The following is a 13,397-nucleotide window of genomic DNA, read 5'->3' as shown; positions in this document are numbered from 1 at the left end:
CAGAAACCTCCATCCAGAAAGTCGCAGCGGCGCGCTGGCGGCCGGTAAGAGATTTGGGCCGGGAATCCGGCGTTAACGCGGTTTCCGCTGCTCCCTAGGCTCTGCTTTGGGGCAGCCAAGATAAGTCCGAAAGGGGAATGCCCAGGTTAGAGAGGGCCTTGGCTGGTGAGACTGGCGGCGTACGTTCCCGTTCCATCGTACGGTGACCCCGATTCCCGAACTCTGTCACCCAAAGGCGCCTCCCAGGCGGTAGTTCCGGAGAGAGCGTCGTAAAGGGAGTGGGAGATGGTGGACGGGTTTGCTTGGTATGTCGAGCAGCGGCATGAGCGGCTGTGCCGTACGGCGTTCCTGCTCACCAGGGACTGGGCGGCGGCGGAAGATGTGGTGCAGACCTCGCTGATCAAGGCGTGGGGAGCCTGGCGCAAGATCGAGAGCAACCCAGATCCATATGTGTACCGGATCATCGTCAACACGCACGCCTCCTGGTGGCGGCGCCGATGGCGGGGTGAAGTGCCCACCGAAACGATGCCGGAGGGACCCGAGCAGCGGGACATAGCCGGGACGGTGGCCGACCGCGCCGCCTTGTGGGCGGCGACCGGCGCCCTCCCGGCTCGGCAGCGAGCGGTCGTCGTCCTGCACTACTTCGCCGATCTGCCGCATGAGCAGATCGCCGACGTCCTCGGATGCTCACTCGGAACGGTAAAGAAGCAGCTCAGCCGGGCGTTGGCGCGGCTTCGTGTGGATCCGGCGCTGCGCGAACTTAATGTGGAGGCGAAGCAATGACTCAGTACACCGAAAGTGACCTGCGCGCGGTGTTCGAGGAGTACAGCACCGAGGGGCCGAGTGGACCCGCGCACCTGCAGGAGATCACCCGGCGGGGACGGGTCGCCCGCCTGCGTAAAAGGGGGATGGCCGGGGCGGTGCTGGTCGGGGCCGCCGCGGCGACCGTCGGTGTCGTCGCGGCCTTCGGACCGTACGGCGGTGCGTCCGCGCCGGGCCCAGCCTCCGCGGTGCGGGTGACGAACGGCGTCGATCTGCCCGGGACAGCCGTCGGCATGAACGGAGACACACTGGAGTTGATTTACTCCGAGAACCACTCGACGGTCGGCGAAGGGGTGAAGGTGACCTTCCAGCCGACCACCTACAACACCGGCTACTCCATCCGCTGCGCCGATCCCAACGTCTGGGTGCTGGTGAGGCAGGGCAACGAAACGGGCTTCGACCGGTGCGGGGATCGTCATGGAGACCGTCTCGACGCCCAGTACGACTGGCAGTCCGCCGGCCCGGGATGGCTCGGCAAACCTCAGCACCTGGAGATCTGGATCTTCCCTTCCGACGCCCCCCTCGGCCAGAAAATCGAGGACGGCAGCGGCACCTACGACATGGATACGATCGTCACGAAGCCGGAACGCCTTGCCAAGGTAGTGAACCAGCGTCCCAGCGAGTGGACGATCGGTGTCTACGACAAGCCGGCCCCACAGTAACCAACGTCACTCAACGCGCGTGCGAGGAAGGCTTCGACCCGGCTGGGGACCGGCGCGCCGACCGCTGCGCCCAAGATCACTGTACGGATCCCTGCGGGTTTACACGCCGTCCTCGTCCACAACGGCGGAAGATGCGTCCTGGGGCAGCGCCGCCACTCCGAGCGGCCGCAGGCCCTTGTCCGGGGCCGAGGAAGCGATCGCGTAGCGGCCCAGGCAGTTGAGGTTGGCGTGGCCCAGCGGGCTGAGCCGGGCCACATCCTCGTCCTTGACCGGCACGCCCTGGGCACGCAACTGGTCCAGGATCGCCGACAAATACTTCGAATTCCACAAAACCACAGCATTGAGAACCAGCCCTAACGCCGCTAACTGATCTTCCTGGCCCTCCCGGTAGGCCTGCCGAATCTTCCCGGCGTTGCCGTGGCAGAGCTTGCGCGCCAGGCGGTGCCGGGACTCCTGGACCGACAACTGCTTGCCCAGGCTCCGGCGGTAGCTGGAATCGATCGGGGTCCAGCATGCTGAGCAGGTGCAACGTCTTGTCGATGCGGCCGTACTCGGCGAACGCCTGCCCCAGCGGGGTCGGATGGCCCTGGCGGGCGAACATGCGCAGCAGGTCGTAGGCGCGCACCTGGTTGGTCACCAGCGACCCGGCGACCCGCACCATGTCCGGCCACTGCGTGAGCACCTTCTTGATGTTCACCTTGTTCCGGGCGATCGCCTCCAGCACCCCGTACGCGCCAGTGCTGCCGTCGGGCAGATCGGCCCGCCAGAACCGCTGGTCGCCCAGGTCGGCGAAGCGGGGCGCGAACCGGTAGCCGAGCATGGAGAAGATCCCAAACACCATGTCGCTGTCACTGGCCTGGTCTGTCGTGACCACCTCGGGTTTCGGCCCGGCGTCCAGGTTGATCAGGCAGTCCAGGATGTAGAGGGAGTCGCGGGGCGTGCCCGGCACCACCATCTGCCCGATCCCCGCCACTTGATCATTAACCGCGTTGAGCCAGGTCAGACCTCTTTTGTAGCCGTAGTACTTGGGTGAGGGCCCGGCGTTGATCGTCTTGACCGGGACGACGAACCGCAGCCCGTCCACCGAGGCCAGCAGCCCGCCGCCCCACGCCGCGACGATCAGTACCCGGCCCTGGTGCTCGATCAGGATCGCGTTGGCCGCGGCGTGCGTCTCGCCGCGCACATAGTTCTGGTCCACGTGCGAGAGCCGACCACGGGTCAGCGCCTCATCCCCGGCCTTGATCACCGGCGTCAATCCGACGTTGCACGCCTCGCTGACCAGCAGCGCCACCACCGATCTCGGCAGGTCGTTCATGCGGGTGGAGATGTCGGCCAGGTGCACGTAGGCGTCCAGGAACCCGGTCCAGGCATACACCTCCAGCAGCAGCTCGGGCAGGTCGATACGGGGCAGCATCGCCTGGCAGGCGGCCCGAAGCCACGCCAGGGACTCGCTCTCGCCGAGCGCGCCGAGTTTCTCCACCGACAGCCGAGCCCGCCCTCCGCCGGCCGGGGTCACCACCGAGACCAACGCGTCCTCGCCCGCCTCCTCCAGCCGGGCGGCCATCTGCCGCCAGGCCGCGTCCAGGGCCATGACCTTGCCGTTCAGATGCTGCTCGACCGGGTCGGTGAGCGACAGGGAGGCCAGCACATCCTCGGCGATCGCCTCCCACTGCGAGCCGGCCAGCAGATGCGCGCGCGGGTCGGCCCAGCGCAGCGACGGCGAGGCGAACACATCCCGGACCGTCAGGGCCCGCATCAGGTGCTCCAGCACGCACACGACATACGCGTCGCGATCCACCGCCCCCTGCGCCAGGTCCGGGTTGGCATACACCGCCCGCTTCCACGACGCGCTCACCAGCGCGGCGTCGATCTCCTTGGGCAGCAGCGGCTTCTTGCTCACCTGCCGTCGCGACAGCTCCGGCAGCCCGCGTACCGCGGCCAGCACCCGGCGCCCGCCCGGTGCCGCCGACAGCGCCTTGGACTCGCCCAGCAGCCGTAGGAACGGGCGCACGGTGTGGTACTTCTCCACCAGCGCGGCGCGCATCGCCGCCTCGGCCGCGCCGTCGTCCTCGGGGACCAGTTCCTCCACCATGTCCAGCGCCGCGCGGACCTGCTCCTTGCTGACGCCGGCGATGTCGGCCACCGCGGCCCACATCGCCGCCACATCGAGGTCGGCCCCCTCCTGATCAACCAGGTCGAGCTGGTCGACCAGGACGCGGCCCACCTTGGCCACCAGCTTGGAGGCCCGCTCCAGCCGGGGCAACATCCGCAGCCGCTCACCGGCGGACTTGCGGCGGGCCGGGCTGATCAACCTGGTCGCCATCAGCAGCGCGAACAGATCCAAAGCGTCGTCGATCGCCTCGGCCTCCAGGCTCCGGGTGACCGCCAGCAGCGTCGCCGTCCGGCGAGGCTCGACCAGCCGGTCCAGCGCCGGCGCCTTGCTGCCCGCCCCGTACTTGGCCAAGATCTTCATCCGCCGCACCGGCACCTTCGACACCGCAACCCGGCCCAGCCCGAAGCCGGCCAGATTGTCCACCCGCTGCAGCGCCCGCACCATCTCCGTCCCCGACGTGCGCTTGGGCGCCTGCCGCAACTTCTCCAACTCCGAGACGCGCGAGCCCTCCGGCACCACCAGCAGACCCGACAACGCGGCCGGCAGGCCGGGATAGGCACGGCGCACCTGCTTGGCCACCACGGTGTACATGCGGACGTCGGCCTGTTCCCGCACGCTGCCCACCAGCCGCTCCAACACGGTCACCCCGGGCAACAGCACCCGATGCCGCCGCAGCCACGCCACCGACTGCTCGAACAACGCCACCGGCCCCTCAGCATGCGTCCACGCCCGGCCATGCAGGAAGGTCCGAAACTGGCGCGTCAGTTGCCGCCCCTTCCAGCTGTCCCGGTCGTCGAAGGTATGGAAGCCGTAAGTGTCCCGGATCACCCACGCGTGGTCATAGGCCGTCTGCGCACGAACGGCGTACTTCTTGACCTGCGACGCATCACCGATCCCCAGCTGCTCGGCCAGGTAGTCCACCACCGGCCAGGGCACCGCCAGCGGATCCTCCAGGAACAACCCCTTGTAGTGCACGGTCCCGATCTGGACAGCGACGCCTAGCCGATGCGAATCGGCCCTCGACTGTGCGATCACGTTCCGGTCGAAGCTGTCGAGGAAGAAGAACTTCTCCAGATCTGACAGCGACGGCATCTCGGCGAACGATGCGTAGGCCGCTCTCTGCTCAGCAGACAGGAATTCCGCAGGCATGCCAGCAAAGTAGGCCCAGCCCACCCGCAATCAACTCACAGCGATCAACCTGTTACAAAAGCGAGCGTTCCAATCTTCCGCAGTTCCATGATCGATCTCACCGATAACGGCTGTCCGTCGGTTCCCCAACCCCGGATGCGGCCGTGCGCGGTGCACCAGGCGGTGAACAGCGCCCACTGGCGGGCGCAGGCGCCCCGCGTGTTCGCCCGGCACGCCGTCGGCGATCCGCTGCTGGGCGGCCGCGCTGAGCGTGTAGTCCGCGGCGGTATGCCCGCTTTCGTGCGCCGTATTTTCTGGCAGCGCGTAAATCGACAGCCGCTCCCCCGCCGCTGGTGCCGGCAGCGCCTCCCGCTCGTCGTGCACGCCCGTCTCCCGCCTGCTCCCGCGCCCGTCCGGCACCCGGCCCGGCACCGTCACTGACCCGCGATAAGGGAGCAGGGCGTCCGTGCCTTCCCTGCGCCATTCGACGATCGCGCCCCGGCATGGCCTCGCTTCTCCGCCGGTTTCGTCATGACATCGGGCGGGCGGCAAGTCCGGCGAATGGCGTGATTGGCGGGCCCTGGCTGTTAGGGAGGGGATCATAAGCTCCGGGCCTCGCCTCTGTTTCACGCGTCCCGGGGCACCGCTATGTTGACCGTGCGCTGTTGGCATCGGTTGTCTTCGCTCTCGCGGCCTGACGCGTTTACGCACGTCGAAGGCCCCGTGGCGCGCATGGCATGGACGCGCCCTCAGGCGGGTGGTGGGGCGGTGACGGCCTGGAGGGCGGCGCTCAGTGCTCGGGCCTGTGCCGGCGACTGCGAGGTGTCGCCGAGGGGGATGGCGCTGTCGTCGCGGTGCAGCGTCACCACGCCGTCCTGCAGGGTGACAGCGTCGAAGGCCCCGCCGGGCAGCCGCACGCCGGGCCGGCCGTCGACGTCGGCCAGCGGCGGCACCACCAGGCCGGTGGCCGCCTGGGCGGCGGCGAGCTGACGGCGCAGCGTCTGCAGCTCGCGTTCGGCCATCTCCAGTCGGGCTTCCGCGGTGGCCTGGCTCAGACGGGCCTCGTCCCGTTGGGTCTGTAGCTGGTCGCGTTGTTCGTCGAATCGGCGCTGCTGACCGGCCAGATCGCCGCGCACCGCGCGGGTTTCGGCACGGGCTTCCTCGGCGGCGGTGGTGGCCTCGTGAAGCTGTTGCCGGGTGGTGGTCAGGTGCGCGGCGGCCTGCTCCAGGTGCTCCTGCAGGCTGCGGACCTCGGCGCGAACCTCGTGCAACTGGGTCTCGCGCTCGGCCAAGGCGGCCGCCCGTTCCTCGGCCAGGCCGGTGGTGCGGGAGAGGTCGGCGCCCAGGGCTCCCAGTTGCTCGGCTTGGCGCTTGGTCAGGCCTTGCTCGTCGTGCAGCTGGGCGGTGAGCTGGCCGATCTGCACACCGAGGCGTTCGGCGTTGGCGCGGGCTTCGTTGTGGATGCGGTCGCGGTGCTCTTCGGCCTGGCGCTGGGCGTGGAGGGCCTCCTGCTGGTGGCGCAGGGCCGCATCCCGTTCCTGTTCGGCCGTCTGGCGCGCGGTGTGGGCGGCGCGCATCGAGGTACGGGCCTGCTCAGCGTCGGATTCGGCCTGCTGCGTGCCCCTCTCGGCCTGGGCCAGCTGGGTGGTGATGGCCTCCCATACCTGCGTGAGGCGCTCATCCAGCTGGTGCAGGTCCTCGCGTTCGGCGGCCAACTGGGCGTCGCGCTGGTGCAGCCGGGCGCGAATCTGGCCGGCCTCGGCGGTGAAGGCGCTGACGGCGGTGTGCGTGGCCACCGCGGCGGGGGCGCTGTCGGCGGCCCGGCTGGCCTCGTTGGCGCACAGCTTGCAGCAGTACTTGCTGGGACGGCCGCCCTTGCCGGGCTCGCGTTCGTGCTTCGCGCGGTCGCAGCCGGGCCGGGCGCATTGGCGCAGCGGGTCGTCGGTGTCGAGAGCGAGGCAGTCGCGGGTGTGGCCCCGGCCGCCGCGGGGCGGCTCCTCCTCGCTCGGCCCCATGCTCGGGCCTGAGTGCGCCGGGGCCTCTTCCCGTTCGATGTGGAGCCCGGCCGGCGTCAGCGGTTGGGAGGCCGGTGCGGCGGGGTGGTCCTGGTTCGGGGCGGGGCGCGGCTCGCTGGGGTCGAGGCTGATCTCCGTCACCGAACGAATTTAGCATCAGCACATGCTGTACTTCTGTCGATTAAGCATATCGCTCATGCGTTTCTTTTATGATCACTGAGAACTGAACTTCTCAAAGATCATCTCTGTTAGGGTGGATCCGTGATCGACGCCGACCTGGCCCCAGGGCCGGAATCTCGCCCGCTCCCCGCAGCCGCCTTCCCCGCCTCCGCCGCCGGATTGACGCCGGGTGCCGCCGCGGCGGTCGCGCCCGCCCGGGACCCGTACCTGCTCTATCTGGGGCGCCTCGGCAGCGCCGACTCCCGCCGCGCCATGCAGATCTGCCTGGACCACATCACCCGCATGCTCACCGGCGACCGACTCGACGACGCCACCGTCACCGGCCAGGGCCAGCCCTGGCACCACCTGCGCTACGAGCACACCGCATGGATCCGCGAGCAGATCGACCAGATGGACTGGTCGCCCGCCTACCGCAACAAGCACCTGGCCGCGCTGCGCGGCGTACTCAAGGAGGCCTGGAAACTCGGCCTGCTCAGCACCGACGACCACCAGCGCGCCGTCGCCCTGACCTCCTTCACCGGCCACCGCGAGCCGGCCGGCCAGCACGTCCCCGACACCGTCATCGGCGCCCTCATCGCCGCCTGCGACGCCGACCGCTCCCCCACCGGCACCATCACCGGCGCCGGACTGCGGGACGCGGCCGTCATCGCCGTGCTGGACGCCTGCGGCCTGCGCCGCGCCGAACTGGTCGCCCTGCAGTACGCCGACTACGACCGGGCCCGGCGCATGCTCACCGTCATCGGCAAGGGCGACAAACAACGCCGCATCCCCGTCAACACCTTCGCCGCACGCCGCCTGGAGGCCTGGCTCGCCCACCGCGGCACCCACCGCGGCCCGCTGTTCCCCCGCCTGACCCGCGGCGGCGCCCTCCGCACCACCCCCGATGGCCGCCCCTGGCAGATGAACCCCCAGGCGGTACGCGACATCCTCGCCAAACGCACCGAACAGGCCGCCACCACCCCGGTCCGGCCGCACGACCTGCGCCGCACCTTCATCTCCAACCTCCTGCCACAGGCCGACGCGATCATGACCGCCCGCCTGGCCGGCCACGCCAGCCCCAGCACCACCCTCGGCTACGACGTGCGCCCCGACGAAGAAGCACGCGACGCCGTCGAACGACTCCGCGTCCCCACCGTCGCGCCCCTGCTGTCCGAGACCTCCGCTGACCATCGGCCTCCCGCCGCGCCCTGACACGGACACCGCGTCAGGCCCGGCATCCGCCCGCCCGCCATCCCGGTCGTAGCGCTTCGCGAGGTGCCGCCGATAGGACGGCCGGCGTGCCGGGGCCGTCGGCTCACGCCTGCGGTGACTCTTTCAACCAGCAGCGGGCCTGCACGTGCCAGCCCTCCAGGCCAGGTGCGAGCATGGCCGGTCGGAGCCGTAGCCCGCATTGCCGGGCGGTGTCGGCCAGGATCTGGCCGGTCCGCCCGATGCCCCGGCTCAGCAGAGGGCCATCGCCAGGGTGGTGGCCGGCAGCGTGGACACGCGCGGCGGCAAACAGGTCCCGGCCCCACTCCGGAACGAGATAATCGATCCGGAACGGCAGATAGCTGCTCAGCATGGCAGCATCTGGCGCCAGGTTGGACAGCCGCATCAAGCCCAGCAGGGCAGGCCGCAGGCCGGTCACCAAAAGCGCCGCCACGGCGCACGCGTGCACCGGGTCGACGACCCGGCTCCGGATCTGCTCAGCTAACGGGGACGTGACCGGAGGGTCCGTGAAACCCGGCCCACTCCACCGCTCAGGTCGCCCTGGCAGCCGCAGATGAAGGCCATGCCGCAGCAAGCCCGCCTGCGCGCCGCGCAGCACCGCCAAGCTGTGCGCCCTCGACGACATGCCAGCAACCAGCCCGACCAGGAAGCGCACCAGCGACCTCCGGTCGCACTCCTGAACCTGCGGCGAGGCTGCCGGCTCCGGCGGGCTCAGCAGCGCGGCCCAGCGCGCTCGCACCCTCTCCCAGCTCGGCACCTCCCACAGCCCGGGCTCGCGCGCCGTCGCCCGGCTCGTTGGGCCGCCTTCCGCGAGCCTGGCTTCGTCTCGAGCCCGGAACTGACGGCAGCACTCGGCCAGCGGCCGATCCAACTGCCCTGCGACGGCCGACGCGAAGGCACAGACCGCGTCTCCGCCGTAGTCGTACAGCACCTCCGCGCGGCAAAAATCCTCGCGCTGCAGCAGCCGCTGAGCATCCGCGCAAAACCACGGGGCCTCGCTGTCGGGCAGCGAGGGCAAGGCTTGCGAAAGTACGTGGCTGAGCGCTTGGTCCTTCTGCTCACGCCGCTCACCGGTCACCACCGGCGCCGCACCCGGTCCCGGCCGCCGTGCCACCGCGACCGCCTCGGCCACCTGCCGCGACAGGCAGATAGTGGCCGCCGGCAGGGCCGTCTCCCACGACGGCGGTGGTGGCGCGTGCCACACCACCGTGAGCGCCACGCGGGCGTCGGCGGCGAGCTGCGGCAGCCGGGCCAGCGCGCGCTGCGGCAGCCGGTGCGCACGTAGCACCACCAGGCGCCCGATGCCCGCCGCGGCGAGCCAGGCGGTGGCCGCCTGCCACATCGCCGCAGTGCCGATGCGGCTGCTGACCACGGCGGCGGGCTGTTTGCCCAGAGCAACCAGAATGTCCCGGGCCAACGACACCACCGCCGTGGTCCCCACTGAGGCGCCACGATGATTCCGGACGGCTGTCTTATGGGCGTAGCCTATGCTGCTGTTTGTGATGAAAGGGACTCGTTGAGTACTTCCAGGGGTGGCCGGTAGCCCAGCGCGGAGTGCAGGCGCCGGCGGTTGTAGAACCCTTCGATGTAGCGGATGACCTGCCGTTTCGCTTTTGCTCGGGTGGTGAAGACGAAGCGGTGCAGCCATTCATTCTTGATCGCGCTGAAGAACGATTCGGCCATCGTGTTGTCGTAGCAGATGCCGGTGCGGCCGACCGAGCGGCGGATCTGCAGGTTGGTCAGGAAGCGGCCGAAATCGTCGCTGGTGTCGTTCGAGCCGCGGTCGGTGTGGAACACGGCGCCGGGCTGGAGCAGGCCGGTACCGGCGGCCATCCGGATCGCGTCCTTGACCAGGCCGGTGCGGTAGTGATCGGCCATCGCCCAGCCCAGGACCGCCTTGCTGTGGCAGTCGATGACCGTGGCCAGATACAGGAAGCCCTCCCACGTGCGGACGTAGGTGATGTCGCCGACCAGCTTGGTGCCCGGCCGCTCGGCGGTGAAGTCGCGGCCGACCAGGTCGGGGATGCCGCGAAAGTCGCCCTGCACCGTGGTGACCGGCCGGAACGCCCGTACCTGGGCTGGGGTCAGGCCCTGTTCACGCATCAAGGCGCGCACCAGTTCGGCCGAGCAGTGCTCGCCACGGCGCAGCAATGCGGTGTGCACCCGCCGGTAGCCGTAGGTTTCGTGCGAGTCGGTGAAGATCTCGGCGACCAGCCCGGCGAGCATGGCCCGGCGTTGTGCGGTGGCCGAGGCCGGTCGCTCGCGCCAGTCGTCGTAGCCGGAGCGGGACACGCCCATCCAGGCACGCATCTTCAGCTGGCGTTGATCCCGAACTCCCGCGCCACCGACGCGACCGTCCGCTCGCCCTCCAGCACCATCCGGACAGCTTCTTCCTTGAACTCCGGCGAGAACTGCCTGCGACGCCTCGTCACGTACCTACCTCTTCCAGACTTCCGTCAGCTTATGTAGCCAACTGTCCGGAATCTGCGAGGAGCCTCAGAGGGCCGGTGGCGAGGTGGCCGCCAGCGGCTCCTTCGCTCGTCCCATCCGTCCCGCCTGGCCGGGCCAGGACGGCTTCACCGGCCAGGTGCTGCACGTGGCCGACTATCGCGATCCCAAGGACCTGGCCGGGCTGCGTGTCGTGGTGGTGGGGCGTGGCAACTCGGCCGTCCAGGTGGCCTACGAGTTGGGCGAGGTCGCGCAGGTGAGCATCGCCTCGCGTCGGCCGCTGGCGTTCCTGCCGCAGCGGCGCGACGGGCACGACGTGCATCACTGGCTGGCCAGCAGCGGTTTTGACGACCTGCCGCCTGAATGGCTGATCCACAGCGTGCAGCAGACGCTGGTGGTGGACACCGGCGACTACCGCGCCGCGCTCGAGTCCGGCCGGCTGCAGCGGCGGGAGATGTTCACCGGTTTCGACGGCGACGCCGTCGTCTGGCCTGGCGGTGAGCGCGAACCGGTGGACGTCGTCCTGCTGGCCACCGGCTACCTGCCGAGCCTGGACTACCTGCGTCCGCTCGGCGCTCTCACCCCCGAAGGTCTGCCCTTGCACCAGGGCGGCGTCTCCACCGTGTTGCCTGGGCTGGTCTATCTGGGGCTGGAGTTCCAGCGCTCGTTCGCTTCCAACACGTTGCGCGGCGTGAGCCGGGATGCCGCCTATGTCGTCGGCCCGCTGGCCGCTCACATGCGGGACGCCCATGCACAGGTCGGCCTCTGATCAGCTATTTCGATACTCGGCTAATTTGACAAATATCTAAGCAGTGCTGCATGATGGCCACTGCTTAGATGGACTTCTATTCAAGAGGCGGGCGATGCGTGCTCTGTTCACCCGCCTGCGCCGGCCCGCTTCGCCCACTTCGGACGTCACCTTCGACGAGGGGTCCGCTCAGGTGTGCGGCACCGCCTGCCGAGCCAGCGCCGCCATCGAGTGCGCCCGCACCTTCAGCCTGTCGCACCATTAACCCACCCGCCCACCTGGAGAGCAGTCATGAGTGACAGTTGCTGCGGCACCACTGCCATCGAGATCGAGCAGTTCACCACCACCCAACAGGCCAGCGCGCTGCCGGTCGTCGTAATCGGCGCCGGACCGGTCGGGCTGGCCGCTGCCGCCCACCTGGCCGAACGCGGCATCGACTTCACGCTCCTGGAGGCCGGCGACCGGGTCGCCGCCTCGGTGGCACAGTGGGGCCACGTGCGAGTTTTCAGCCCGTGGAAGTACAACGTCGACGCCGCCGCCCGCCGCCTGCTGGAGGCCGACGGATGGATGGCCCCGGACGCCGATTGGCTGCCGACCGGCGCCGAGCTCATCGACGACTACCTGGCCCCGCTGGCCAAGCTGTTCGGCGGCAAGATCCGGTTCGGCGCGAAGGTGAGCGCGATCAGCCGCCTCGGCTATGACCGGGTCCGTACGGCCGGCCGCGAGCAGGCCCCGTTCCTGATCCGGCTCGACGACGGCACCGAGCTGCAGGCGCGGGCGATCATCGACGCCTCCGGCACCTACACCAGCCCGAACGTGCTGGGCGCGAGCGGCCTGCCCGCTCACGGGGAGGGCGAGGTGTTCGTCGACCACACGCTGCCCGACGTGCTCGGCGCAGACCGCGACCGCTTCGAGGGCAAGCGGGTGCTGGTCGTCGGCGCGGGCCACTCGGCCGCCACCACCCTGCTCGCGCTGGCCGAACTGGACGACACCCCGATCACCTGGGCGATCCGCGCCGGCAACGCCACCCGCGCCTACGGCGGCGGCGACGCCGACGCGCTGCCGGCCCGCGGCGCGCTCGGCACCCGGCTGCGGGCCCACGTCGAATCCGGCCGTATCCGGTTGCTGACCGGCTTCTTCACCCACCGCATCAACGCCACCGGCCAAGGCGTCGAGGTGGTCAGCCGCGACCCCTCCGGCCACGAACAGAGCGTCACCGTAGACCGGATCGTGTCGGCCACCGGCTACCGCCCCGACCACTCCATCGCCGCCGAACTCCGGCTCGACCTCGACCCGGTGCTCGGCTCCACCCGCACCCTGGCCCCGTTGATCGACCCCAACCAGCACTCCTGCGGCACCGTCCCCGCCCACGGCGCCGACGAACTCGCTCACCCCGAGCCCGGCTACTACGCCGTCGGCGTCAAGAGCTACGGCCGCGCGCCGACGTTCCTCATGGCCACCGGTTACGAGCAGGTCCGCTCGGTCGTGGCGGCCCTGGCCGGGGACTGGCAGGCCGCCCGCGACGTGCAGCTCGACCTGCCCGAGACCGGCGTGTGCTCCTCCAACCTGGCCGAGGCCCAGGAACAGCGGGTCGGCCTAGCCACCGGGATCAGCGGCGGCCTGCTGTCTGCCTCGCTCCCCCTCGCCACCGTAAGCGCCGCCGAGTCCGGCGGCTGCTGCGGCTGAGAGGAGCACCCCGATGTCCGACGGCTACCCGACCGCCGCTCAGAAGGAGGCATTGCGCCTCATCTGCGACCATGAGCCAATGCCCGCCCACCAGTTGGCCGACGAACTGGTCGCGGCCCGCACGCCCAGCACCAACCCCGGCTACGCTCCGGCGATCGCCCGGATGGCGGGAACGCTCGCCTGGCGCCGGCAAGCCCAGGGCTTCATCGCCGAGACCCGCGTGGGCGGCTGGGCAACCACGGCTGAGGGCCGCGCGCTGATCGCCTGCCCAGCATGAGTTTCCCCGCCAAGACCGCCGCCCTCGAACTCGGGGCGGCGGTCCGCCGCGTTCCGGACATGGCTGGCGGGTCGTCGCTGCGCTTGCCATCACCCAGACCATCGGCTAC

General features: G+C 70.0%; 9 protein-coding genes and 2 pseudogenes. 6 read left to right on the top strand and 5 right to left on the bottom strand.

Annotation, left to right across the window (positions count from 1 at the left end; translation table 11 throughout):
* The first annotated feature begins 285 nt into the window (after positions 1–285).
* Together FH608_RS48070 and FH608_RS48065 are read left to right on the top strand one after the other, a co-directional pair.
* Complete coding sequence (locus FH608_RS48070) at positions 286–783, top strand: SigE family RNA polymerase sigma factor (RefSeq protein ID WP_139637912.1); 498 nt, start codon at positions 286–288, stop codon at positions 781–783.
* Positions 780–1,484 carry a hypothetical protein gene (locus FH608_RS48065; RefSeq protein WP_139637911.1) on the top strand — a complete coding sequence of 235 codons (705 nt, stop codon included), beginning with the start codon at positions 780–782 and terminating at the stop codon, positions 1,482–1,484. The genes FH608_RS48070 and FH608_RS48065 overlap by 4 nt, the downstream gene beginning before the upstream one ends.
* A gap of 99 nt (positions 1,485–1,583) precedes the next feature.
* On the opposite strand, the pseudogene FH608_RS48060 reads toward FH608_RS48065, so the two are convergent.
* The 3 genes and pseudogenes from FH608_RS48060 to FH608_RS54075 all read right to left on the bottom strand — a co-directional run bounded on the left by FH608_RS48060 (position 1,584) and on the right by FH608_RS54075 (position 6,881).
* Positions 1,584–4,746: pseudogene (locus tag FH608_RS48060) on the bottom strand (Tn3 family transposase).
* A 30-nt stretch (positions 4,747–4,776) separates the two neighbouring features.
* Positions 4,777–5,109, bottom strand: a complete 333-nt coding sequence (locus FH608_RS48055; protein WP_139637910.1) for a hypothetical protein — start codon at positions 5,107–5,109, stop codon at positions 4,777–4,779.
* A 365-nt stretch (positions 5,110–5,474) separates the two neighbouring features.
* Positions 5,475–6,881, bottom strand: coding sequence for a coiled-coil domain-containing protein (locus tag FH608_RS54075; RefSeq protein WP_139637909.1), 1,407 nt, complete (start codon positions 6,879–6,881; stop codon positions 5,475–5,477).
* Positions 6,882–7,001: 120 nt separating this feature from the next.
* Between FH608_RS54075 and FH608_RS48045 the strand changes: the two genes are divergently transcribed.
* A complete protein-coding gene (locus tag FH608_RS48045) occupies positions 7,002–8,111 on the top strand; it encodes a tyrosine-type recombinase/integrase (protein WP_226900546.1) in 1,110 nt (369 codons plus the stop codon).
* A gap of 103 nt (positions 8,112–8,214) precedes the next feature.
* Here FH608_RS48045 and FH608_RS48040 read toward each other — a convergent pair whose 3' ends face one another.
* A complete protein-coding gene (locus FH608_RS48040; protein ID WP_139637908.1) occupies positions 8,215–9,555 on the bottom strand; it encodes a hypothetical protein in 1,341 nt (446 codons plus the stop codon).
* A gap of 59 nt (positions 9,556–9,614) precedes the next feature.
* Positions 9,615–10,561, bottom strand: a pseudogene (locus tag FH608_RS48035) (IS3 family transposase).
* Positions 10,562–10,644: 83 nt separating this feature from the next.
* Between FH608_RS48035 and FH608_RS48030 the strand changes: the two are divergent.
* The 3 genes from FH608_RS48030 (at position 10,645) to FH608_RS48020 (ending at position 13,288) form a co-directional block, all read left to right on the top strand.
* Positions 10,645–11,346 carry an NAD(P)-binding domain-containing protein gene (locus FH608_RS48030; protein ID WP_226900545.1) on the top strand — a complete coding sequence of 234 codons (702 nt, stop codon included), beginning with the start codon at positions 10,645–10,647 and terminating at the stop codon, positions 11,344–11,346.
* 270 nt (positions 11,347–11,616) lie between these two features.
* Entirely contained in the window at positions 11,617–13,011 is a 1,395-nt protein-coding gene (locus FH608_RS48025) for an FAD-dependent oxidoreductase (RefSeq protein ID WP_226900544.1), read from the top strand.
* A 13-nt stretch (positions 13,012–13,024) separates the two neighbouring features.
* Complete coding sequence (locus FH608_RS48020) at positions 13,025–13,288, top strand: hypothetical protein (RefSeq protein ID WP_139637906.1); 264 nt, start codon at positions 13,025–13,027, stop codon at positions 13,286–13,288.
* The last annotated feature ends 109 nt before the right edge of the window (positions 13,289–13,397 follow it).

It is taken from the genome of Nonomuraea phyllanthi (assembly GCF_006334985.2).
Classification (GTDB): Bacteria; Actinomycetota; Actinomycetes; order Streptosporangiales; family Streptosporangiaceae; genus Nonomuraea; species Nonomuraea phyllanthi.
Note: the sequence above shows the minus strand (reverse complement) of the source record. Positions and strands in the feature narration are given on the sequence as shown.